Origin of the sequence: Pseudomonas sp. Pseusp3 (assembly GCF_047304225.1) — a bacterium.
GTDB classification, from domain to species: Bacteria; Pseudomonadota; Gammaproteobacteria; order Pseudomonadales; family Pseudomonadaceae; genus Aquipseudomonas; species Aquipseudomonas fluorescens_CD.
The window spans coordinates 1-22885 of sequence record NZ_JBGLYV010000023.1; the positions used below are offsets into that span (position 1 = coordinate 1).

At 59.9% G+C, this 22885-nt stretch carries 17 protein-coding genes, 1 tRNA gene and 1 pseudogene; 5 read left to right on the top strand and 14 right to left on the bottom strand.

Annotated elements, in window-relative coordinates; all coding sequences use genetic code 11:
* The 6 genes and pseudogenes from ACCD00_RS10255 to ACCD00_RS10280 all read right to left on the bottom strand — a co-directional run.
* Window positions 1-97, bottom strand: a pseudogene (locus tag ACCD00_RS10255) (pyrroloquinoline quinone biosynthesis protein B); the annotation flags it as partial.
* An 81-nt stretch (window positions 98-178) separates the two neighbouring features.
* Window positions 179-253 carry a pyrroloquinoline quinone precursor peptide PqqA gene (gene pqqA, locus ACCD00_RS10260; RefSeq protein WP_003444522.1) on the bottom strand — a complete coding sequence of 25 codons (75 nt, stop codon included), beginning with the start codon at window positions 251-253 and terminating at the stop codon, window positions 179-181.
* Window positions 254-411: 158 nt separating this feature from the next.
* Window positions 412-2841 (bottom strand): pyrroloquinoline quinone biosynthesis protein PqqF, encoded by a 2430-nt coding sequence (pqqF, locus tag ACCD00_RS10265; RefSeq protein ID WP_413424134.1) that lies wholly within the window; start codon window positions 2839-2841, stop codon window positions 412-414.
* 48 nt (window positions 2842-2889) lie between these two features.
* Window positions 2890-3684: a carbon-nitrogen hydrolase family protein gene (locus tag ACCD00_RS10270; RefSeq protein ID WP_413424136.1), complete on the bottom strand. Its 795-nt coding sequence runs from the start codon at window positions 3682-3684 to the stop codon at window positions 2890-2892.
* A gap of 12 nt (window positions 3685-3696) precedes the next feature.
* Window positions 3697-5379 carry a flavin monoamine oxidase family protein gene (locus tag ACCD00_RS10275; RefSeq protein ID WP_413424138.1) on the bottom strand — a complete coding sequence of 561 codons (1683 nt, stop codon included), beginning with the start codon at window positions 5377-5379 and terminating at the stop codon, window positions 3697-3699.
* A gap of 170 nt (window positions 5380-5549) precedes the next feature.
* Window positions 5550-6011: an Lrp/AsnC family transcriptional regulator gene (locus ACCD00_RS10280; RefSeq protein ID WP_413424140.1), complete on the bottom strand. Its 462-nt coding sequence runs from the start codon at window positions 6009-6011 to the stop codon at window positions 5550-5552.
* A gap of 185 nt (window positions 6012-6196) precedes the next feature.
* Here ACCD00_RS10280 and ACCD00_RS10285 point away from each other — a divergent pair, with 185 nt between their 5' ends.
* A complete protein-coding gene (locus ACCD00_RS10285; protein WP_413424142.1) occupies window positions 6197-8551 on the top strand; it encodes a glucose/quinate/shikimate family membrane-bound PQQ-dependent dehydrogenase in 2355 nt (784 codons plus the stop codon).
* Between the two features lie 210 nt (window positions 8552-8761).
* Window positions 8762-9379: a peptidase M41 gene (locus ACCD00_RS10290; protein WP_413424144.1), complete on the top strand. Its 618-nt coding sequence runs from the start codon at window positions 8762-8764 to the stop codon at window positions 9377-9379.
* Between the two features lie 164 nt (window positions 9380-9543).
* On the opposite strand, the gene ACCD00_RS10295 is transcribed toward ACCD00_RS10290, so the two are convergent.
* From ACCD00_RS10295 to rpsU, 6 genes are all read right to left on the bottom strand, one after another.
* Window positions 9544-9840, bottom strand: coding sequence for a DUF3077 domain-containing protein (locus tag ACCD00_RS10295; protein ID WP_413424146.1), 297 nt, complete (start codon window positions 9838-9840; stop codon window positions 9544-9546).
* A gap of 383 nt (window positions 9841-10223) precedes the next feature.
* Window positions 10224-10300 (bottom strand) — tRNA-Ile (locus ACCD00_RS10300).
* Between the two features lie 15 nt (window positions 10301-10315).
* The gene (locus tag ACCD00_RS10305; protein ID WP_413424148.1) at window positions 10316-14062 is read right to left on the bottom strand and encodes a bifunctional diguanylate cyclase/phosphodiesterase; all 3747 of its coding nucleotides are present in this window, start codon (window positions 14060-14062) and stop codon (window positions 10316-10318) included.
* Between the two features lie 124 nt (window positions 14063-14186).
* Window positions 14187-16034 (bottom strand): RNA polymerase sigma factor RpoD, encoded by a 1848-nt coding sequence (gene rpoD, locus ACCD00_RS10310; protein ID WP_413424149.1) that lies wholly within the window; start codon window positions 16032-16034, stop codon window positions 14187-14189.
* 67 nt (window positions 16035-16101) lie between these two features.
* Complete coding sequence (gene dnaG, locus ACCD00_RS10315; protein WP_413424151.1) at window positions 16102-18069, bottom strand: DNA primase; 1968 nt, start codon at window positions 18067-18069, stop codon at window positions 16102-16104.
* A gap of 480 nt (window positions 18070-18549) precedes the next feature.
* Complete coding sequence (gene rpsU / locus ACCD00_RS10320; RefSeq protein WP_002551877.1) at window positions 18550-18765, bottom strand: 30S ribosomal protein S21; 216 nt, start codon at window positions 18763-18765, stop codon at window positions 18550-18552.
* A 199-nt stretch (window positions 18766-18964) separates the two neighbouring features.
* Between rpsU and tsaD the strand changes: the two genes are divergently transcribed.
* Window positions 18965-19990 carry a tRNA (adenosine(37)-N6)-threonylcarbamoyltransferase complex transferase subunit TsaD gene (gene tsaD / locus ACCD00_RS10325; RefSeq protein WP_008017404.1) on the top strand — a complete coding sequence of 342 codons (1026 nt, stop codon included), beginning with the start codon at window positions 18965-18967 and terminating at the stop codon, window positions 19988-19990.
* 23 nt (window positions 19991-20013) lie between these two features.
* Here the strand turns inward: tsaD and plsY are convergent, their stop codons facing one another.
* The gene (gene plsY / locus ACCD00_RS10330) at window positions 20014-20583 is read right to left on the bottom strand and encodes a glycerol-3-phosphate 1-O-acyltransferase PlsY (protein ID WP_007993197.1); all 570 of its coding nucleotides are present in this window, start codon (window positions 20581-20583) and stop codon (window positions 20014-20016) included.
* Window positions 20584-20657: 74 nt separating this feature from the next.
* Between plsY and folB the strand changes: the two genes are divergently transcribed.
* Together folB and folK are read left to right on the top strand one after the other, a co-directional pair.
* A complete protein-coding gene (gene folB, locus ACCD00_RS10335; RefSeq protein ID WP_008017405.1) occupies window positions 20658-21014 on the top strand; it encodes a dihydroneopterin aldolase in 357 nt (118 codons plus the stop codon).
* Entirely contained in the window at window positions 21005-21523 is a 519-nt protein-coding gene (gene folK, locus ACCD00_RS10340) for a 2-amino-4-hydroxy-6-hydroxymethyldihydropteridine diphosphokinase (RefSeq protein ID WP_413424154.1), read from the top strand. The genes folB and folK overlap by 10 nt, the downstream gene beginning before the upstream one ends.
* 81 nt (window positions 21524-21604) lie before the next feature.
* On the opposite strand, the gene ACCD00_RS10345 is transcribed toward folK, so the two are convergent.
* Window positions 21605-22834, bottom strand: a complete 1230-nt coding sequence (locus tag ACCD00_RS10345; RefSeq protein ID WP_413424156.1) for a multifunctional CCA addition/repair protein — start codon at window positions 22832-22834, stop codon at window positions 21605-21607.
* Window positions 22835-22885 lie beyond the last annotated feature (51 nt).

Genomic DNA, 22885 nt, shown 5'->3' on the forward strand with positions numbered 1-22885 from the left:
GCAGGCTGCCGTCGCGAAAGCCTGCGCAGTTCACGCAGTTGCAGTTCCACTGGGGAAAACCGCCGCCGGCGGCGGAACCTAGAATCTGGACAAACATGGGCGCTCCATCGTTTCAACGCTGAAAATAAAACGCCTCGGATAACCGAGGCGTTGTGCTGCACATCTGCCAAAGCAGAGATTAGCGGCTTGCGAAGTACATGGTGACTTCAAAGCCGATACGCAGGTCAGTGTAAGCAGGTTTGGTCCAGGCCATAAATCGAACTCCTTCAGTTAGGGTGGGATAGCGCTATCTATAGATATAGTCCACCTCAAGTCAGAGATGTTCCAGATAGTTAGGTTGCTATGTTACTCAAAATTTCAAAGAAATTGCCCGTGAAACTTTGAGAAAGCTCCTTGCAGCCCCGGTAATGATCATTTTGCCGCTTGCCATGGCTCACCCGGGCTGGCGGCACTGGCCAGGCAGCGCCAGCCGCCCTCGGCCTGATTCAGACGTCGGGCCATGGCCAGTAGAGCAGCCCGGTCGATTTGCACAATGGACTGGGGTAATTGCGTCAAATATTCCGACGAACGGCCGGCCAGCTTGCCCTGCCAGAGCAATTCGGCCGCTTGAGCGGTAGTGAGTGCGGTGCTGGAAAATTGATCCGCCAGAGCCTGGCGTTGAACGCTGAAGGTGCTGTCGTCGAGTGCCTGGATCAGGTCCGGCAATCGATTCAGGAATTGCTCGATGTGTTGCAGCAACTCCATCGGCACAACACTTGGCGATTGCACACCGAACAGCAGCCCGGTCTGCCCGTGGATCTGCCGCAGGGCGCTGAACACCGCATAACCCAATTGCAATTCCACCCGCAGGCGCTGGTAGAACGGCGTCTGGGAGAGGTGCGCGAGCAAACGCCACGCGGCTTCGTCGGCTATCGCCTGGGTGGCTGTCGGACAGAACAGCAGCAGCGCGTGCTCGCTGGAGGCGGTATCGACATGGCTCCACAGACGTTGTGAATGGATCGAAGCGGGTGGCGTCAGTTGATTGTCCGGCGTGCCGGGTACACGGCTCAAGGCCAGGCTCATGGCCGCTTGAGTCTGAGCTGATAACCCGATGGCCAGCCCGTCCCATCGCGCACTCGACCAGAGCTGCTGCAGGTTATCCGAGTTTGCGGAGTGCTCAAGGCTGTGATCGGGCAATGCCTTGAGCAGTTGCCGAATCGGTATTAGCGCCACGCTCGTCGGTTCGGCTTGTGAGACAGCGGCATCAGGTTGTGTCAGTTCTTTCAGCGCATGCTCCAGGACGCTGGGCATCGGCTCTTGTAGGCCGTTCAACTTCAGCAGCCATTCGTTGCCCGACGCACTGAAGGCAAAATCCACACCGGCCTGGCGCGCGTCTTCGCGCAACGGTTGCAGGTTGTTTTCCAGCCGTGATTGAAGGTAGCTGCCGGGAGTCGAGTCCAGTCGCCAGCGCAGATAAATCGCACCTTCAGCACCGTTGTCCGGCCATGCCTGGCTGAATTGCATCGGCGAGCGTTCACGGCGGCTGCGCGAACGGTCCTGGGCAAATGTGCGCAGGCCGCGGTGGGCACTGGTCTGGCCACGAATCAATCCGGCGTTGGGTGTCGGTGCTTCGGAGCGCAAGAACGGGTTGGGTGTCGGCAATTGCCATGGGCCGCTGAAGTTATCCACAGCGCCGATTTGTTTGAGGATCGGTTTGAGGGCTGTAACACCCGGCTCGGACAAGCCGACTTCGCGTTGTTCGCTGTCCAGTCGGGCCAGTTGCAAGGCGCTGCTGACTTGCTGCTGGCGCTGGAGCAGGGTGGCGTACTCTTCGCGCAATGGGCGCCAGTCTTGCTCGGCAAAGAAGCCAAGCCAGTCCATCAGGCGTTCGCGGATGCCCGTTACCGGGGACGCGGCGGGCAGGGTGAATTCGAAATGCAGCAAGGCCTGACCGGCGAATTGGTAAAGCGGCTCGGCCTTCAGGTTATCGGCCAGCCCGCGTTCGCGCAGGTCCGCCAACAAGCCGCCGGGTTTTGCCATGTTCAGCCAATGGCACAGGAACGCCAGCGCTTCGGCAGAGAAGTCGGGCAGGGCTTCAAGGGCAAACAGCAGATCCAGGCGTCGTTCGCCAGCCTGTTGATAACTGTTGGCCAAGGCATCCATCAGCGGCACTGGGGGCTGTTGAATGGCTGTTTCGCCTTTGGCAATGACGTTGCCAAAGGCTTCGGCCATAGCCTTCAATTCATCGAGGCTCTGCGGCCCGACCAGGCTCAAGGTCATTTGCCCGGTCTGGTAAAACCGCTGATAAAAGTCCTGCAACGCCTGCTGAAACTCGGGTTGCTGCAGCGGCAGACTGTCACGATTGCCGGCATGAAATCCCCGCAATGGATGAGCCTCGCCAAGCCCGCTGAACAAAGCAGACTGTTGCTGTGCTGCGGCATCCTGCGACCAGGCGACAAATTCCGCCTGCAACACTTCCCGTTCCCGCTGCTGGTCGTCCGGATTCATACGCGGATGGGCGAGCATGTCTGACAGACGCTCCAGCCCACCGGCAAATGCTTTGGGTGGCAGTTCGAAAAAGTAGTCCGTGGTGCGTTCGCTGGTCCGCGCATTCACTTGCCCGCCATGACTCTGGACGTAGGCCATCAACCCTTGCCCTGCGGGAAAACGCTCAGTCCCCAGAAACAGCAGATGCTCAAGAAAATGCGCAAGGCCGGGCCACGCCAGCGGCACATCATGGCTGCCCGCAGCGACCCGCAACGCTGCTGCGCAGCGCTTCAGATTCGGGGCATGACGCAGGGTCACCCGCAGGCCATTGGCCAGGGTTTCCATAGGGGGGCGAGGGTGATTCAGCGCGGGCATGGGCACTTCCAGAACAGTGAAGTGCCAATGCTAGCGGATTAGAGTGGTTTAGCGCTTGTTCAGGTCGCCGTAAAGCTCAGGGCGGCGATCGAGGAAGTAACGATTGGCGGCGCGGGAGTCGAGCATCAACTGCCGATTCAGCTCGCCGACGATCAATGCTTCATCCAGCCCGGCCTGAGCGATACGGCTGCCATCCGGCGCAGCGATGCTGCTCTGGCCGCAGTAGTGGATGTCGCCTTCGTGGCCGCAGTAGTTGGCGTAAGCCACATAGCATTGGTTTTCGAAGGCGCGGGAGCGCACGGTGACATCGGCGACGAAATCGAACGGAATCATGTTCGCGGTCGGCACCAGGATCAGCTCGGCACCGGCCAGGGCCAGGCGCCGGGCGTTTTCCGGAAATTCCAGGTCGTAGCAGATCAGGAAACCGAGCTTCCAGCCGTTGAGCTCAACGATGGGAAACTCGTCCGCTCCGGCGCTGAACATCGAGTGATCGAGATCGCCAAACAAGTGCGTTTTGCGGTAGTTGCACACGCGCTCGCCATGGGCGTCGATCAGTTGCACGGCGTTGTAGATCTGCCCCTCGGCGGTGCGCTCGGGATAGCCATACAAAATGGCGATCCCGGCAGTCTTGGCAATGCGCGCGATCTGCTGCGCCGACTCACCGTTGTACACCTCCGCAAGCACACTGACGGCATCGACGCCGATGTTGTAGCCGGTCAGGAACATCTCCGGCAGCACCAGCAGGTCCGCACCTTTGGCTTCCTGTGCAAGCTGCTGCATGCGTTGCAGGTTGCCGGCGACGTCCAGAGGCAGCGGCGGACATTGGTAAAGGGCTACGCGCATTTCGGATTCCTCTTACTCGGGCAGGGCGATCGGACCGATCTCGTTGAACACATCTCCTGGACCCGGATTTTCGGCGTGAGTTGCACCGCCGAAGTGTTTCATGATGCCCCACACCGCGTTGAGCGACGTCTGCACCGCGCCCTCAACCCAGGCCGGCGTCCACGAAACGTCGTCGCCGGCAATGAAGATCCCGCGCTGCTCGGGCGGCATGTCATCCTGCATGAAGTGCGCGTACATGCGCTGGTTGTAGCGGTAGTGGCCGGGCAGGGCGCCTTTGAATGCACCAAGGAAATGCGGGTCGGCTTCCCAGGACACGGTAATCGGATCGCCGATGATCCGCGCGGCGATGTCGACTTTCGGGTAGATCTTTTTCAGTGCATCCAGCGCCAGCTTCACGCGTTTTTCCACTGGGTGCGGGAGCATTTTCAGCGCGTCGCTCATCCACGAGTACGACAGGCAAATCACCCCCGGCTTGTCGTCACCGTTGTCGAACAGGTAGGTGCCGCGGGTCAGGCGATCGGTGAGGGTCATGCTCATCAGGTCGCGGCCGGTTTCCGGGTCCTTGTCCTTCCAGAACGGGCGGTCGACCATCACGAAGGTTTTCGACGACTGCATGTAGCGGGTGCGGTCCAGGGCCATCCACATCTTTTGCGAGAACAGGGTTTCGTCGCATTCGATCTGGGTGGTCAGCAGCCAGCTTTGGCAGGTGGTCAGCACCGCGGCGTATTCGCGGGTGTCGCCGTTGTTGTCGGTGACCGCAAAGCGGCCATCCGGCGCGTGGGCGATTTTCTTCACCCCGGAGCGTGGAGCGCCATTGTGCAGCGACTTGAGGCTGGTGCCTTGCGGCCAATGCACGCAGCGCTCCGGTACATGGCGCCAGATGCCTTGCGGGACTTGTTCCACGCCACCGACCACCAAATGCTGGTGATCGTCACAGTTGGTCATCACTACGCGGAAGATTTCCAGCATCGAGTTCGGGAAATCGGAGTCCCAGCCGCCTGTGCCGAAGCCGACCTGACCGAACACTTCGCGGTGATGGAACGACAACTTCGCGAAGGCTTTGGAGGTGGCGACGAAATCGTAGAAGGTGCGGTCGTCCCACAGCGGAACGAGGGTGTTCCACAGCTCCTTGAGGCGTGGCACATCGCGGTCGCGGATTGCTTGCTGGATATCAGAGAATTGTGAACCGGCCTCCAGGGCGTCGGCCCAGGCGTCAGCCACTTCCTGAAAGAGTGCAGGAAGATCCGCCAGTTTTTGTGCGTAATGGGTTTTGCCTTCCAGATCGATGACGGTGCTGCCGGAAGCAGGTGTCAGCGGGTTGGGGAAGGGTTTGGTCTCAAGACCCAGCTTGTCGACGTAGTGATAGAACGCGGTGGACGACACCGGAAAACGCATGCCACCCAACTCCGCGACAATGCCATCGGTGCCGTTGAACGCTTGGGAGCGCAGGCGGCCGCCCAGCTTCGAGGCCTCATAGACCACCGGTTTCAGGCCAAGCTTCATCAGTTCGTATGCGGCCACCAGCCCCGCGATACCGGCGCCGACAATCGCCACTTCGGCGCCGTGATTGTGCTCGGGAATGCTGCCCAGGCCGACCGGGTGTTCGATCCAGTCGTCGAAGGCGAAGGGAAAGTCCGGGCCGAAAATGGTGACTGGTTTTTTACCGTCTGCAGGATGGCGATTGTTCTTGTTCATGGCTGACCTTGCTGGCGACCCGACGCGGAATGCGCATCTGAGTATAGGAAAAGATGCCAGCCATTCTAGAGAGCACAGAACACGTTAATAAGACGCAAAGTGTCGTCGTTTTGCCATTTTACTGGTCAATATGACTATATTGGTGTGCACACTGTCCAGTGTGGGAGTATTCAAACCGGCTGCCCCCGATCAATCTTGCTGCTCAAGATGATCGACGTCGTGGTCTTCTCCACCCCATCCACACTGCCAATCTGATCCAGCAACTGATCCAGCTGCTCCGGCGAGTCAGTGCGCAACCACGCCACATAATCAAATTCGCCACTCACCGCACACAGCTGCTGCACCTGCGCCATCGCGCTCAGGCGTCGCAACACCTCCCTGCCGGAACGCGGTTGCACAGTGATCCCGACATACGCCTGCAACCCGCCATCCACCACCCGCTGCCCGAGGCGCACGCCGTAACCGGTGATCACTTTGGCCTTTTCCAGCCGAGCCAGGCGCGAGGTGACCGTGGTGCGAGCGATGCCCAGATGCCGGGCAAGCATGGCCACGCTCTCGCGGGCGTTGATCTGCAGGGCGGCAATCAATTGGCGGTCGATTTCATCGAGAACGGGGGGGCGAGTGTCAGGCAAAGGGTTATCTCCAGCGGTATGGATCAGTGCGCAAGCATGTTACAGGCAGATTCTGTACGACGCTCGCGACGGATCCCGGATCTAGTCTGAGTACCGTTCATGCCATTTCTGCCTGCGACAAATTGCCATAAGTAACTAGTTAGTACATTATTCGCGCCTTGTCACAAATGGGGAAAATTTCCGACATGAACAATTCTGGGGCTGCCGCCGGCAGCAAATGGTTGCTGGCGGGGCTGGGTGTGCTGATTGCACTGATCGGGCTCGGCCTGGCCGGTGGCGGTGGCTATCTGATCGCGCTCGGCGGCAGCTGGTATTTCCTGCTGATGGGCCTGGCGATGCTGGTGTCCGGGTTGATGATCGCCCGGCGCAAACCGCTCGGTGCATGGCTGTATGGTGTGGCGCTGATCCTCACGGCGATCTGGGCGGTATGGGATGCTGGTCTCGAATACTGGCCGCTGGTCTCGCGGGTACTGACATTCGCCGTGATCGGTCTGGTTGTGGCGCTGATCTATCCGACCCTGGTCCGCGCCTCGGGTGCGACCGGCGGGCGTGGTGCTTACGGTCTGGCCGGCATTCTGGGTGTGGGAGTCGTTGCGACGATGGCCTATATGTTCGTCCCGACCCACGTGGTCAAGGCTGTCGTTGAGCCTGCGGTAACGCCGGTCGCGCCGGGCACCGAGCAGAAAGACTGGGCTCACTGGGGCAACACCACCGCCGGTAATCGCTTTGCCGCGCTGGACCAGATCAACAAAGGCAACATCGACAAGTTACATGTCGCCTGGACCTTCCGCACCGGCGACATTCCGCAAAGCACCGGCGCCGGTGCCGAAGACCAGAACACCCCGCTGCAAATCGGCGACACGGTCTACACCTGCACCGCCTACGGCAAAGTCTTCGCCCTGGATGCCGACACCGGCGCCCAGCGCTGGAAGTTCGACCCGCAAGGCACCGCGCCCAACTGGCAGCGTTGCCGTGGCCTGGGCTACTCCGAAACCCCGGCTTCTTCGGACAATCAGCCAACTGCCTGTACGAAGCGTCTGTTTCTGCCGACCGGCGATGCGCGCCTGATCGCCATCAATGCCGACACCGGCAAACCCTGTGAAGAGTTCGGCAACAAAGGCACCGTCGACCTGACCACCGATATGGGCGAAGTGAAGCCCGGTTACTACCAGCAGACCTCGACCCCGTTGGTCGCAGGGGATGTGGTGATCGTCGGTGGCCGCGTGGCCGACAACTACTCCACTGGCGAGCCGCCGGGCGTAGTTCGTGCCTACGACGTGCGCAGCGGTGAGCTGGTATGGGCATGGGATCCGGGCAATCCGAACACCACCAAACGTCCGCCGGAGGGTGAGACCTACACCCGTGGCACGCCGAACGTCTGGTCGGCCATGTCCTACGACGCCAGACTCGGTCTGGTGTACCTGCCGACCGGCAACGCGACGCCAGACTTCTTCGGCGGCCAACGTACCGGGTTCGACGACAAGTGGAACTCGTCCATCGTCGCCATCGACGTAAAAACCGGCCAGGTACGCTGGCACTTCCAGACCACCCACCACGACCTGTGGGACTTTGACCTGCCGGCGCAACCGCTGCTGTACGACGTGCCGGACGACAAGGGCGGCACCCAGCCAGCCTTGGCACAAGTCACCAAGCAGGGTGAGATCTTCCTGCTCAACCGCGAGACCGGCGTGCCGATTGCCCGCGTCGAGGAACGCCCGGTGCCGCAAGGCAAGGTCCCCGGCGAGCGCTATTCGCCCACCCAGCCGTTCTCGGTCGACATGCCGTCAATCGGCAACAAGACCCTGACCGAATCCGACATGTGGGGCGCCACACCGTTCGACCAGTTGATGTGCCGCATCCAGTTCAAGGGCATGCGCCACGAGGGTGTCTATACCCCGCCGGGCATGGACCGCGCCCTGCAATTCCCGGGTTCGCTGGGCGGCATGAACTGGGGCAGCGTCTCGGTCGATCCGAACACCAACTACATGTTCGTCAACGACATGCGCCTGGGGCTGGCCAACTACATGATCCCGCGCGACAAGATCGGCGCCGGGGCCAGCGGCATCGAAATGGGCGTGGTACCGCAGGAAGGCACGCCATTCGGCGCCATGCGCGAGCGTTTCCTCTCGGCGGTCGGCATTCCGTGCCAGAAACCACCGTTCGGCACCATGTCGGCCATCGACCTCAAGACCCACAAGCTGATGTGGCAGGTGCCAGTCGGCACCGTGCAGGACACCGGCCCGCTGGGCATCCGCATGCACTTGCAGATCCCGATCGGCATGCCGACCCTCGGCGCGTCACTCGCCACCCAGTCGGGCCTGCTGTTCTTCGCCGGCACCCAGGACTTCTACCTGCGCGCCTTCGATACCGGCAACGGCAACGAAATCTGGAAGTCGCGCCTGCCGGTGGGCAGCCAGTCCGGGCCGATGACATACGTTTCGCCGAAAACCGGCAAGCAGTACATCCTGCTGACGGTAGGCGGTGCGCGTCAGTCGACTGATCGTGGGGATTATGTGATTGCCTATGCTTTGCCTGATTAAGACTCTGCGACTGCTGTAGGAGCGAGCTTGCTCGCGATGGACGTTAACGATAATGCGTACTTGCTGAATAAACGCGTCGTACTTGAGTTCATCGCGAGCTCGCTCCTACAGAGGCTGCCTGATGCCTTGACTGATCAGCCTTACGCCGTAGCGCGGCTTTTTGTAAGGCATCGACTAGGATTGAGGCAGTCGAGGTGCGAGGTGAAAGACATGGCCACAAAGCTACCTGCCGCTGTACGGGACCGCGCCCTGCAGATCGCCCATCACGAAATGGGCCACTACGTCGTGGCCCGCGCCCTGGGCTTTGCCACGGGCGGGGTGACCCTGACGGTGACCATGGATTTGCGGCACCAGGGTGGAGCCTGCATTACGCTGGTGCGCCCGATTTCGTCGATAGAAGCCATGAAAGAGCATCTGGAAGCCCGGATGATGGTGCTCCTGGCTGGTGCAATGGCGCAGACACTGCCTTCGCAGCCCTCAGCCGGAAAACGCGTCGACAAGCCGAGAGCCACAGCCATCCTCAAAGGCGAGCAGGGGGCGGAACAGGACTACGCAAAAATCAGGGAGCTTCAGTATCTGTTGCGCAACATCGCCTACCCGGATACGGATCCCGTGTCGTCGGGCAGCATCACGACCGAGATGAAAGCGATCAATGATCGCCTGTGGATGCGGACGCAGGAAATCGTCGAGGCGCTCTCCGAGACCATTACTGAACTGGGAGAGACGCTGGTAGACCGCATGGTCCTCGTGGAGCAATGGGGCAGACCGGCGGACACCTATGAGGTCGTATTGACGCGTGAAATGCTTGAACGGTTGAATCCCCTGTAGGAGCGAGCTCGCTCGCGAAGGTCGTGAACGATCACGCGTAAAGCCAGATTCCCAGCGGTGTCCTTGGGTTTTTCGCGAGCAAGCTCGCTCCTACAGGTTCCTTCGCTGACTGGCAGAACTCTTTTTCGGCGTTTTCAATGCTGCTGCAATTACACGTTGCTCAGTCAGGTGGCTTCTTGTTGCGTTCCAACTGAACGTCGCGTCAACACCTTCACCACATCATCAATCACCGCTTTGCTCATCGTCGTCAGGTAGTGCGCAGCCCAGGCGTGTCGGTCGGAGTCTTGGGCGTAGGCGGCGTCCACGGTCAGGGACTTGGCGAGGAATAGCAGGTCGGAGGCTTGGGTCAAGGCGTCGGCGATGGGGACGTCGCGGCAGACGTGGAACAGGGGTTGATTCGAGAGATACAGGAAGGGCGTGAAGCCGACGGTTTTTAGTTCTGAAGTTGTGGAGGTGGTCATGTTCAAACTCCTAATTTTTTAAGGAGCTGTCACATTCGTTTCCAAGCGAATGGGTGGCAGCTGCGCGCAGGTTGGAAAACCGGGAAACTAGGAAACCGGCACGCCCGAGGGCGTCCCACGCACAGCCGCCATATCTCGAGATTGAGGTAGGCAAACTGTTGCGTCTAATTTCGTCGGGTTTCCAAGCCCGATCACTGAATGGTCAGCGACGTCCGGAGACTATCCCGTCGAAGAAAGGCGCAACAAGGCGGTAAAGTGCCCAACCGCAAGATTCGGAGTTTGCCTACAAGGTCGTTCGGCGTCATCCGATAAAACGACACCTTAAGTAAACGAAACTAAACGCCAGACGAAAAAAAGCCGCGTAAGAACGCGGCTTTCTTGTTTGGTGGGCCCACACGGACTTGAACCGTGGACCAAAGGATTATGAGTCCTCTGCTCTAACCAACTGAGCTATAGGCCCTCAGTAGGCCGCGGATTATAGCGACGGTTTCGCGACTGTGCCATCCGAAAAAGCCATTACGGTTGTACGAAGAAACGTCGCGGCATATTCGTCCGGGGGGAGTGGCGGGCTGACGATGTAGCCCTGGATTTGCTCGCAACCCGCGGCGGCGAGGAATTGCTGTTGCGCCTGGGTCTCGACGCCTTCGGCAATCACGGTGAATTGCATGCTGCGCCCGAGCGCGATGATGGCGCGTACGATAGCCGCATCGTGGGGATCGTCCGGCAGGCCGCGGACGAAGGATTGGTCGATCTTGAGGATGTCCAGTGGCAGTCGCTTGAGGTAACTCAGGGATGAGTAACCGGTGCCGAAGTCATCGATGGCCAGTTGCACCCCCAGATGTTTGAGTTGATGCAGTACTGCCAGCGCTTCTTCGGCCTGGCTCATGATGAAGTTTTCGGTGATTTCCAGTTGCAGGAAACCCGGGTTGAGGCGGTTGTCCTTGAGCAACTGTTCGATACGGCCCAGCAGGTTGGGTTGGCGCAATTGGGCGCCGGCAAGGTTGACTGAGAGCGGGCCGGGATTTTCGTACAGCCGGTGCCATTCGGCCATCTGCCGGCAGGCGGTTTCCAGGACCCAGTCGCCGATTTGCAGGATCATGCCGTTCTCTTCGGCCAGCGGGATGAAGTGTTCCGGTGGCACGTCGCCAAAGGTCGGATGGCGCCAGCGGATCAGGGCTTCGGCACCGACCAGGCTGTAGTCTTCGAGGCTGATTTTAGGTTGGTAGCACAGGTGCAACTCGTTGCGTTCGATGGCGCGGCGCAGTTCGTGTTCCAGTGCCACGCGTTCGCTGGCCTGGGCAGTGAGGTCTCGGGTGTAGCTTTCAACACGGTTGCGGCCCTTGGCCTTGGAGCTGTACATCGCGGCGTCGGCGTTCTTGATCAGTGTGGCAACGTCGCAGCCATCCTTCGGATAGAGGCTGGTGCCGATGCTGGCGCTGATGAAAAACTCGTGTTCACCGGCCTGGAACGGCGCGGCGAAACAATTGAGCAGCTTGGTGGCAATGTGGTCGGCATCGCTGGGTTGTTGCAGGCCCGGCAGCAGGATAATGAACTCGTCACCGCCCAGGCGCGCCACGGTATCGATGTCACGCAACTGCTCTTTGAGACGCACGGCAATGCCCTTGAGCAACAGGTCGCCGACCGGGTGGCCCAGGCTGTCATTGATGTGCTTGAAGCGGTCGAGGTCAAGGAACAGCACGGCACCCTGGCCACCATTTTCCTTTTGGCTATTGAGCGCGGTGAGCAAGCGGCTTTCAAACAAAGTGCGGTTGGGCAGGCCGGTCAGCGGATCGTGATGCGCTTGATAGTCGAGTTTGGCCTGGGCGTGTTTTAGGCTGGAAATATCGGCGAACACCGCAACAAAGTGGGTGATGAAATTTTCGCGGTTGCGTACGGCGCTGATGGTCAGCCAACTCGGGTAGAGCTCGCCGTTCTTGCGTCGGTTGGATATCTCGCCTTGCCAGTGACCCTCGGCAGTCAATTGATGCCACATGGCCGCGTAAAACGCACTGTCGTGCAGGCCCGAGGCGAGCAGGCGCGGCGTATGGCCCAGGGCTTCGCTCTCGCTGTAGCCGGTGATTTCAGTGAACGCACGATTGACCGCGCTGATGTGTTGCTGGGTATCGGTGATCAATACGCCTTCGGCGGTGCTCTCGAACACGGTGGCAGCCTGTTGCAGTTTTTCCTGCATCAGGTGTCGCTCGGTGATGTCCCGGGCGATGGTCAGCATGCAGTCGTCATCGCCAATCGGCAGTGGGCGACTGGACACTTCGCAGAGGCGGATCTGCCCGTCACTGCGGCGGATATGGCAGCTGAAGTCGCGGACGAAACCGTCCCGGTGCAACAGATCAAGCATCTGTTTGCGTTCGTTAAGGTTGACCCAGATGCCGAGCTCCAGCGCTGAACGATCCACCGACATCGCGCTGTTGAACCCGGTAATGCGGCTGAAGCCGTCGTTGACCTCCAGCAGCAAGCCATCGCTTTGTCGCGACAGCAGCAAGCCGTCGGGGGAGGCGTGGAAGGCTTTGGCGAATTTTTCTTCGGAGGTTTGCAGTTGTTGCTGGGTTTCCTTGAGCTGGGTGATGTCCCGCACCACGACCACCAGCGCCGATGTCATGTCGAGATTGAACGGTTCAGCTGAGATCAGGCCGGTAAACACGTGGCCATTGCTGCGACGAAAGGGCATTTCCAGGTTGCGGATGCTGCCGGCCTGCAAGCGTTGCAACAGGCCTGGCCCAACGCCGGGTATTCCCCAGATGTTCAGGTCGGTGGCGGTGTGGCCAATGACGTCCTCGGCCTTGAGGCCGATCTGTTCTTCGAACGCTTCGTTGACTTCCAGCAGGCAACCGTCGCTCAGGCGCGCGATCACCAGAATGTCCGGGCATTGCTGGAACACCGAAGCGAACTTCTGTTCTGACAGGCGCAGCGCTTCTTCGGTGCGCTTGGCGTCGGTGATGTCGATCATCAGCCCGCGCAACACCGGCTCATGTCCGTGTTCGATCAGGCTGACGATATCGCGCACCCAAAGACAGCGGCCGTCGGCGGTGATCACCCGGTAATCGAGGCGGTGATCGCGCCCGGCCAGTATTTCGTGGTCGCAGAAGTTCTGGGCGCGGGTCAGGTCGGCGGGGTGAATGATGTTGCGCCAGAAGCCCGGAATCAGCCAATGGGACAGGGGATAGCCGAGAAGGTCTTCGGCGTGGGGCGATACATAGCTGTAGGTGTAGTCGGTGACCTTTGCTTCCCAGGCGATGGCCGACAGGCTCTCCACCAGGCCTCGGTAGTGGTATTCGCTGCTGCGCAGTTCCTGTTCAAGATCGACCCGGCGGGCGATTTCCGAACTCAGGCGGCGGTTGATGCGGATAACCGACGCCAGCACGATGGTCAGCAGCAGCAATCCGGGCAGGCCATACATCAACAGGTCACTCCAGAACGTCCGATGATCGAGGACGTTGCCGACCCAATGCTCCTGAATGGCGCTGATTTCGGCGGGGCTCATGTCCGCCAGGACTTTGTCGAGAATACCGACGAGCATTGTATTGTTGCGAGGCACCGCCATGGCCAGTTGATAGCGATAGGGGGTTTCACCGCTGACATACAACCCATCGAGCTTGAGCTGGCGCAAGCTCCAGACGCTGGACGCCAGATCGCCCACCACGGCGTCCACTGCGTCGGTGGCCAGTGCCTGCAACGCTGAGCTGACGTTGGGCATCGCCACCAGGTTCAGGTCGGGGTGGTGGGTGCGCAGCAGTTCGTGGGGGGCGTAGTTTTCCACCACAGCGATTTTCAGGCCGTACAGTTCTTTCAGGTCATGTGGCTGGGGGCCCCCCACATGGGCCAGGATGACAATCGGAAAGTCCAGATAGGGACGGGTGAACGACAGGTATTTCTGGCGTTCCGGGGTCGACATGATGCCCGGCAGCAGGTCCAGCTTGCCCTTTTTGGCTTGTTCCAGGACGGCGGTCCAGCTCACCGGCTCGATGGGCGTGAGCCGGGTTGCCAGCCTTTTGCGGATGACCTCGATGTAATCCGCGGCAAGGCCCTGGTAGCGGCCTTCATCGTCGCGAAACTCGAAGGGCGGCCACGACGCATCGACACCCAGGCGCAAGTCCGGGTGAGCCGCCAGCCAGCTACGTTCATCGTCGGTTAGAGTCAGCGCGCCAGCCGTTGCGGTCCAGGTCATCAGCGACAGCAAAAAAAGCACGGTCGGCAGTCTGGGCATAACGGTCTCGTTATGGCTCTGGGGAATGTTTCGAGTGTAGACGGGCTACGGAGTGGAGGGGGAGGTGCTGAGATATTAATCTGCCATAAAACAAAACCCCCGGCCTGGGCCGGGGGGTCTGGTATCACTCGTCGAGGAAGGAGCGCAGATGCTCGCTTCTCGTCGGGTGGCGCAGCTTGCGCAACGCCTTGGCTTCAATCTGACGAATCCGCTCACGGGTCACGTCGAACTGTTTACCAACCTCTTCGAGAGTGTGGTCGGTATTCATGTCGATACCGAAACGCATGCGCAGTACCTTGGCTTCACGGGCAGTGAGGCCGGACAGCACTTCGCGAGTCGCTTCCTTGAGGCTCTCAACGGTTGCAACATCGATTGGCGACTGCATGGTCGAGTCTTCGATGAAGTCACCCAGATGGGAGTCTTCGTCATCACCGATCGGGGTTTCCATGGAGATCGGCTCTTTTGCGATCTTCAATACCTTGCGGATCTTGTCCTCAGGCATTTCCATGCGTTCGCCCAGCTCTTCCGGGGTCGGTTCGCGACCCATTTCCTGCAGCATCTGGCGGGAAATGCGGTTGAGCTTGTTGATCGTCTCGATCATGTGCACCGGAATACGGATGGTGCGGGCCTGGTCGGCGATCGAGCGAGTGATCGCCTGACGGATCCACCAGGTGGCATAAGTCGAGAATTTGTAGCCGCGACGGTATTCGAACTTGTCTACCGCTTTCATCAAGCCAATGTTGCCTTCCTGGATCAGATCGAGGAACTGCAGGCCACGGTTGGTGTACTTCTTGGCGATCGAGATCACCAGACGCAAGTTGGCTTCAACCATCTCTTTCTTCGCGCGGCGGGCCTTGGCCTCACCGATCGACATGCGACGGTTGATGTCCTTGATTTCGGCGATGGTCAAACCGGTTTCGGTTTCCAGCGCGGTCAGCTTCTGCTGGCAACGGATGATATCCGGCTGCAGGCGGCCAATGGCTTCAGCGTATTTGCCTTTGCCTTTGGCCAGGGCATCACTCCAGCTTTCGTCGACTTCGTTGCCCGGGAACTGGCGCAGGAAGTCCGCACGCGGCATGCGCGCATCACGAACGCAGAGCTGCATGATTGCGCGCTCTTGCTGACGCAGGCGATCCAGGGCACTGCGAACACGCTCGACCAGGGCTTCGAATTGCTTCGGCACCAGTTTGATCGGCATGAACAGATCGGCCAGGGCCAGCAACTCGGCAATCGCTGCCTTGTTGTGACGACCGTGCTTTTTCAGTGCCTTGCGGGTGATTTCCATCTGATCGGCCACGGCGCCAAAACGCTGGGCGGCGATGATCGGATCCGGACCGCTTTCGGCTTCTTCCTCGTCATCCGAGGCTTCACCGTCTTCGTCGTCGGAATCGTCATCCGCCTTGACGGCTTTCGCGTCAATCGGCGGCGGCACTTCTGCCGCAGGCGGCGCAATGCCGTCGTCCGGGTCGATATAACCGCTCAGGACGTCGGACAGGCGACCACCTTCGGTGGTGACGCGGGTGTACTCGGAGAGAATATGATCAACCGTGCCAGGGAAGTGCGCGATTGCGCTCATCACTTCACGGATGCCCTCTTCAATACGCTTGGCGATTTCGATTTCGCCTTCACGTGTGAGGAGCTCCACCGTACCCATTTCGCGCATGTACATGCGCACCGGGTCGGTAGTGCGACCAATGTCGGTCTCGACCGCAGCCAACGCTGCAGCGGCCTCTTCGGCTGCGGCTTCGTCGGTATCGGCGTCGGCCAGCATAAGGGAATCCTTATCTGGCGCAACCTCGAATACGTTGATCCCCATGTCATTGATCATGCGGATGATGTCTTCCACCTGTTCCGGATCTGAAATATCCTCCGGCAGGTGGTCGTTGACCTCCGCGTAAGTCAGGTAGCCCTGCTCACGACCAAGTGTGATCAACTCTTTGATACGAGACTGCTGTTGCGCTTTTCCGGACATAACACCCTATCCACTGAAGGTCTTGGCGGGCAAAAAACAAGCCGAGGATTATACCTGAGCTATGACCTCACGCGCCAGTTGAGGTCGGGTTTGATGCGGAAACATTGCGACTCAAGAGGTCGCGCAGTTGATTTTTCTCTTCGCTGGTCAATTCGCTTTGACGCGCTTTTCTAAGAAGTTGTTCCAGGTTTCGCTCGCGTTGGCGGGCTGACAAGCTAGTAATGGTGTCGAAAAACTGTTGTTCAAGGTTGTCTCCATCAATCAGCCACTCCTTTTCCGCCAGGGCTTTGAGCAGGCGGCCTTGTTCTGTGCCGTGCCAGCGCGCAATCAGCTGAATTGAGTTTAGCTTGGGATTCTTCTGCACGGCTTCGAGTAGCGCCACCAGCAATTGTGTGTTGGTGTGGTCCTCGGCGGCGAAGTGCCCGGCATCCTCGACTTTTTCGGCCAGTTGCGGGTGGTGCAGTAGCGTGCGCAAGGCGGCGAGGGTCGGCGGTTCTACGGCGGCGGGCACTCGTGGCGCGCGGGGTTGGTCGCGATCACCGCCCCGTTTGCCATTCTTGTCCCACGGTTTCTTGTCCCATTTCTTGCCTCCTGCACCGGGTTTCTTCGGCGTCCATTCCTGCTGCGGCACATACATTTCCTGTGCCTGCGGCTGATGATAGTCGCTGTAATCGGGCATTGCGTCGTAATCGATGCCCGGATCGTAGGCCGGCGGTGCTTCTTGCGGGGCGCTTTGTGCCAGCTGGCTCACCGCTTCGCCGCTCAGGCCGGTGATTTCACTCAAGCGCTGACGCATCAAGGTGCGCAGGTTGGCGCCCGGGACCTTGTCGATCAACGGCGCTGCGAGGGTAGCCATGTGGGCCTTGCCCTCAAGCGAGCGCGGGTCGGCTTCTTCTGTCAGTTGCTGGAAGAAGTAATCGGCCAAAGGCTGCGCGTGCTGGTTGATGCGTGCGCGGAAGGCATCGGTGCCTTCGGAGCGGACCAGGGTGTCCGGGTCTTCGCCCTCGGGCAGGAACAGAAAGCGTGCGCGACGACCGTCCTGCAAGCTCGAAAGTGTCGCCTCCAGCGCCCGCCATGCAGCATTGCGACCGGCCTGGTCGCCATCGAAGCAGAACAGCACGTTGGGTACGACGCGAAACAGCCGCTTGAGGTGTTCCTCGCTGGTGGCGGTGCCCAGGGTCGCGACGGCGTTGCGCAAGCCTTGCTGGGCCAGGGCAATGACGTCCATGTAGCCCTCGACGACGATGATTTCGTCGAGGTTGCGGTTGGTCTTGCGCGCTTCGTACAGGCCGTAGAGTTCCTGGCCTTTATGGAAAACCGTGGTTTCCGGGGAGTTCAGGTATTTCGGCTTGTCGTCGCCCAATACCCTGCCGCCAAAGGCGATGACGCGCCCGCGACTGTCGCGGATCGGGAACATTACGCGGTCACGGAAGCGGTCGTAACGTTTACCGCTTTCGGCGTTTTCGATCAGCAGGCCGGCATCGATCATGGCTTTTTGTTGCAGGGTATCGCTGCTCAAGTGCTTGAACAGGTTATCCCAGCCGGGCGGAGCAAAGCCGAGACCGAAGTCCCGGGCGATTTCGCCGGTCAGCCCGCGACCTTTCAGGTAATCCACGGCGGCCTTGCGCGATGGATGGCTTTTCAGGGCCTGGCGATAAAAGTCGGCAGCGGCGCTGAGTAGCGGATACAGCGGCGAATCGGTCGGCTGTCGCGGTTTGTGCGGCCGGCCGCTTTCTTCGCGGGGGATTTCCATGCCGGCGGCTTTGGCCAGTTCTTCGACGGCCTGGACGAAATCCAGGTTGTCGTGGTCCATGATGAAGCCGAGGGCATTGCCGCCAGCGCCGCAGCCGAAGCAGTAATAGAACTGCTTGTCGGGGCTGACGCTGAACGACGGAGTCTTTTCTTTGTGGAACGGGCAGCAGGCGGTGTGGTTCTTGCCGGCTTTTTTCAGTTGCAGGCGCGAGCTGACCACGTCGACGATGTCGGTGCGGTTCAGAAGGTCGTCAATGAAGCTCTGGGGAATTAGCCCGGCCATGGCGTTCTCGTCATCTGCGCTGAAAGGAACCCGAAACGTACGGCGACCGAACGCGGTCATTGTTTGAGGCGCGCAAAGTGTGCGGCTCGACCAGTGTCGTCTGCGTAATCGCTGTCGGGAAGTGTATCTGCCGAAAATCCACTGACGTTAATGCCAATCAGTATTCGACTGTTTGAATGTGTTGCGCTGAATCCGCTGTGGCCAATCATAGGCCCCGGATAGCTCATCATCTGGCACGCAAGCAGGTGCCTTGGGCTGATCGTCGTAAGAGGAATCAGTGGGTGTGCTCGTCAGTAGCCTTGAAAGGCTCGTCAGAAAAGACGTGCACCGCTGGCAAAAGAGCCAGGTCTGACGCGGTGAAGCAGATTTGTCTCGGTCGCGTCTGCGGCTTTGACAGTGAAGCATCAAGCGTTTTACGCAAATGCCATAAGCCCGGCTGAGGGCCGGGCTTGGCAGAAGCTTGCTACGATCGTCTGTGTATTAGTACAGACGAACGGCGCGGCGCTGTTCGCGCTGAACTTTCTTGGCGTGACGCTTGACAGCGGCTGCTGCTTTGCGCTTACGCTCAGAAGTTGGCTTCTCGTAAAATTCGCGGCTACGAACTTCAGCCAGTACACCGGCTTTTTCGCAGGAGCGCTTGAAACGACGCAGAGCTACGTCGAAGGGTTCGTTCTCTTTTACTTTGACGGCTGGCATCCAGAGCTACCTTCATTCATTACCGGGGTCAACATCCTCGCGGCAAAAGAGCACTTGAAGACGTCGGTTTTTAAGGGTTGCGGATGTTAACCCCTCATCGCTCGGAATGCAAAGCCTCTGATCGAAAACCGCTGGTCGGGGCATCACGCGACGACTATTATGCGCGCCTTCGAATTCAGCCTAAACAAGGCGCAAACCCATGCTAGTACTGGGATTAGAAACCTCCTGCGACGAAACCGGTGTCGCACTTTACGACAGTGAACGCGGCCTGCTGGCCGATGCGCTGTTCAGTCAGATCGACCTGCACCGCGCCTATGGCGGTGTGGTGCCGGAGCTGGCTTCGCGCGATCACGTCAAACGCATGCTGCCCTTGATTCGTCAGGTGTTGGCCGAGGCCGACTGCGTGCCGACCGAGATCGATGCGATCGCCTACACCGCTGGTCCTGGCCTGGTTGGCGCGTTGCTGGTAGGGGCTTCCTGTGCCCAGGCGCTGGCCTTTGCCTGGGGCATTCCGGCCCTTGGCGTGCATCACATGGAAGGCCACTTGCTGGCACCGATGCTGGAGTCGCAACCGCCGGAATTTCCGTTCGTCGCTTTGTTGGTCTCAGGTGGCCATACGCAACTGGTTCAGGTCGACGGAATCGGTCAGTACACACTCTTGGGCGAGACCCTGGATGACGCTGCCGGTGAAGCTTTCGACAAGACGGCCAAGATGATGGGCCTCAATTATCCGGGCGGACCGGAGATCGCTCGCCTTGCGGAGCAGGGCGTTGCAGGACGTTTCGTTTTCCCGCGTCCGATGTGCGACCGCCCGGGCGTTGATTTCAGCTTCAGTGGCCTGAAAACCTTTGCGTTAAATACCTGGCAGCAGTGCGTCAGCGCCGGGGACGACGGCGAACAAGCCCGTTGCGACATCGCGCTGGCGTTCCAGCAGGCCGTGGTGGAGACTTTGACCATCAAGTGCAAGCGTGCCCTGAAGGCCGCCGGCATGAAGCGCCTGGTGATCGCGGGGGGCGTCAGTGCCAACAAGGCGTTGCGCACTTCTCTGGAGAAAATGCTCGGCGACATGAAGGGCGATGTGTTCTATGCCCGTCCGCAGTTCTGCACCGATAATGGCGCAATGATCGCCTTTGCCGGCTGCCAGCGCCTGCAGGCCGGACAGCAGGAGAGCCTGGCGATCAGCGTCCAGGCGCGTTGGCCGATGGAGCAATTGTCGGCGTTGTGATGAGCGGCGCTCATGTCCGGCAGCTAAAAATGCCGTTCGCGCCCGGCAAACAGGTCGCGTAGATTGCCGCGATGACGCCAGACGATCAGCCCGGTGAGCGTGCTCATGGGCAGTAGGGCTGCCGGTTCTTGCCAGGCCAGCAAAGGCAGGGTCAGCGGCGTGGCGATCAGGGCGGCCAGGGAGCTGGTGCGGGTCAGGTAGAACGTCAAGAGCCAGGCGCAGACCGCCAGAAGGGCTGCGGGCGGGTACAGTCCCAGTAACATGCCGGCAGCGGTTGCGACACCCTTGCCGCCGCGAAAGCGGAAGTACAACGGAAACAGATGGCCGATGACGGCATAGACGCCGATCCAGGCTTGCTCCTGCTGCGAAAGGCCCGCAAGACGCGCAATCAGTACCGGCAGCAGGCCTTTGCAAAGGTCGCCGAGCAGGGTCAGGATGGCGAGTTTCTTGCCGGCCAGGCGCAACATGTTGGTGGCGCCGGCATTGCCCGAGCCACTCATTCGCGGATCGGGGTTACCGGTCAGGCGGCTGAGCAAAATGGCGAAGGACAGAGAGCCGAGCAGGTAGGCGAGGATCGCCAATAACCAAAACATGCTAACTATTCCGGGCGAGGAAGCCCTGATTCTAACGGCGCATTGCGCCCTTGTCGTGTAGCGGAGAGAAGTGCTTGGACAGAGTGTTTATCGAGGGCCTGGAAGTCGACACGGTGATCGGTGCCTACGACTGGGAACGAGGCATCCGACAGTGCTTGCGTCTTGATCTGAGCTTCGCCTGGGATAATCGCCCGGCCGCAGCCGGTGATGACCTGACCTTGGCGCTCGACTACGCCAGTGTTTCCTCGCGCATCCAGGCATTTGCCGAGCAGGCGCAGTTCCAGCTGGTCGAGACCTTTGCCGAGCGTCTGGTTGAAGTGCTGATGAGCGAATTCAAGATCACCTGGATGCGCCTGAAGCTGACCAAGCCCGGTGCCATCCCGGCTGCCACTGGCGGTGTGGGCGTGGAGATCGAGCGCGGATGTCGCTGACTCAGGTATACCTCGGGCTCGGTAGCAATATCGAGCGTGAAACCCATTTGCGGGCGGGGCTCGATGCATTGGCGGGCTTTCTTGTCGATATCCGCTGTTCGGCGGTGTTCGAAAGTCAGCCGGTGGGTATCAAGAGCGGGCCGTTCTTCAATTTCGTGGTGTCGGCGTATACCGATCTGCCGCTCATGGAACTGGATCGCCGGTTGAAGTTCATTGAGGCCGATAACGGCCGATATGCACCGGATCGCCGAGGTTTGCCGCTGGATATCGACGTATTGTTGTTCGGTGATCTGGCGGGCAACTTCGATGGCTTGATCTTGCCGCGGGCAGAAATTCTGAAAAATGCTTTTGTTCTGTGGCCGCTGTCATTGATAGCGCCGGATCGCGTGCACCCGGGCGTAGGCAAAAGTTTCGCCACGTTGTGGGCTGAATCGCAGATCGATCAGGTGCTGGCGCCAGTGGCTTTCGAATGGCGCGGTGAGCAACTGACACCTTTGAATTTGTTGTGATTTGACTGACGCCTTCGCGAGCAGGCTCGCTCCTACAGGTGCGATGCAATCCCTGTATGAGCGAGCCTGATCGCGATTTTTTCAAGCTGACGCCGCTTCCTTGTAGGCCTTCAGCGCTTTCAGTCGCTCGCGCTTGATCGCCTCCCCCAGTTCCGGTCCCTTGAAGCCTTTCTCCAGCAACGGCTGAACCGCCACGCTGCGGGCAGCGGTTGCCGCGCCGCGCAAATAATCCGCCTGTGGATAACTTCTTTCTTCCAGCCCTTTGCGCCCACGCGCATCCATCTCGCATGCCGCGATGAACTCCTCGAACCGCTGTGGCCGACGGTAAACGTCGAAGCTTTGCAGCAATTCCAGCAATGTCGATGGCTTCAGTTCAAGGGCGCGATGCCCGTGGGTGTGATACTCGCCCACCAGCAGGGCCAGTTCCTGGCAGTCTCTGGGCACCTTGAAACGTTCATTGACCGCTTTGATCAGCTTCAGGCCCTTGAACTCGTGGGCAATGTGTTGCGGCCACTCCTCCTCCAGCGTCAGGCCCTTGCCCAGGTCGTGCAGCAGGCAGGCCCAGCGCACGGTCAGTGGCTGTTTGTGTATTGCGGCCTGCTGCAAAACGCTCAGGGTATGTGCGCCTGTATCGATTTCCGGGTGGTGGGCTGGTGGTTGCGGTACGCCAAACAGCGCGTCGACCTCTGGCATCAGTACCTTGAGGGCGTCGCATGCGCGCAAAACCTCAACAAACACCTGTGGCTGATCTTCCATCAGGGCGCGGGAAATTTCCTTCCAGCTGCGCTCCGGGGTCAGCGCCTCAAGCTCGCCTGACGCGCTGAGTTGGCGCATCAGTTCCAGGGTTTCCGGGGCGACGGTAAAGCCCAGCGCCGCATAGCGCGCCGCAAAGCGGGCAACACGCAGGACCCGGAGCGGATCTTCGGCAAATGCCGGGGAAACATGGCGAAGCAGGCGTGCTTCGAGATCGCGCTGGCCGTGGTAGGGGTCGGTCAGGTTCTGCTGATCGTCTTCGGCCATGGCGTTAATGGTCAGGTCGCGACGGATCAGGTCTTCTTCGAGGGTGACTTCAGGGCTGGCGTGAAAAGTGAACCCGCCGTAGCCTCGTCCGCTTTTGCGCTCGGTGCGGGCGAGGGCGTATTCCTCACCGCTTTTGGGATGAAGAAATACCGGGAAATCCGCACCTACCGGGCGGAAACCCTTGGCGAGCATTTCTTCGGTGGTGGCGCCGACCACGACCCAGTCGATGTCGGTGACCGGTTTGCCCAGCAAGCGATCGCGTACCGCGCCGCCGACTTTATAGATCCGCATAAAAAACCTCCGTTAGCCCGACAGGATAACCGTTGCGTCGGGCTTTCGGAG

Bases quoted from the DNA above. Each gene is read 5' to 3' on its own strand.
- pqqF (WP_413424134.1), bottom strand. From the start codon at position 2,841: ATGCCCGCGCTGAATCACCCTCGCCCCCCTATGGAAACCCTGGCCAAT.
- ACCD00_RS10270 (WP_413424136.1), bottom strand. From the start codon at position 3,684: ATGCGCGTAGCCCTTTACCAATGTCCGCCGCTGCCTCTGGACGTCGCC.
- ACCD00_RS10275 (WP_413424138.1), bottom strand. From the start codon at position 5,379: ATGAACAAGAACAATCGCCATCCTGCAGACGGTAAAAAACCAGTCACC.
- ACCD00_RS10285 (WP_413424142.1), top strand. From the start codon at position 6,197: ATGAACAATTCTGGGGCTGCCGCCGGCAGCAAATGGTTGCTGGCGGGG.
- ACCD00_RS10290 (WP_413424144.1), top strand. From the start codon at position 8,762: ATGGCCACAAAGCTACCTGCCGCTGTACGGGACCGCGCCCTGCAGATC.
- ACCD00_RS10295 (WP_413424146.1), bottom strand. From the start codon at position 9,840: ATGACCACCTCCACAACTTCAGAACTAAAAACCGTCGGCTTCACGCCC.
- ACCD00_RS10305 (WP_413424148.1), bottom strand. From the start codon at position 14,062: ATGCCCAGACTGCCGACCGTGCTTTTTTTGCTGTCGCTGATGACCTGG.
- rpoD (WP_413424149.1), bottom strand. From the start codon at position 16,034: ATGTCCGGAAAAGCGCAACAGCAGTCTCGTATCAAAGAGTTGATCACA.
- dnaG (WP_413424151.1), bottom strand. From the start codon at position 18,069: ATGGCCGGGCTAATTCCCCAGAGCTTCATTGACGACCTTCTGAACCGC.
- rpsU (WP_002551877.1), bottom strand. From the start codon at position 18,765: ATGCCAGCCGTCAAAGTAAAAGAGAACGAACCCTTCGACGTAGCTCTG.
- tsaD (WP_008017404.1), top strand. From the start codon at position 18,965: ATGCTAGTACTGGGATTAGAAACCTCCTGCGACGAAACCGGTGTCGCA.
- plsY (WP_007993197.1), bottom strand. From the start codon at position 20,583: ATGTTTTGGTTATTGGCGATCCTCGCCTACCTGCTCGGCTCTCTGTCC.
- folK (WP_413424154.1), top strand. From the start codon at position 21,005: ATGTCGCTGACTCAGGTATACCTCGGGCTCGGTAGCAATATCGAGCGT.
- ACCD00_RS10345 (WP_413424156.1), bottom strand. From the start codon at position 22,834: ATGCGGATCTATAAAGTCGGCGGCGCGGTACGCGATCGCTTGCTGGGC.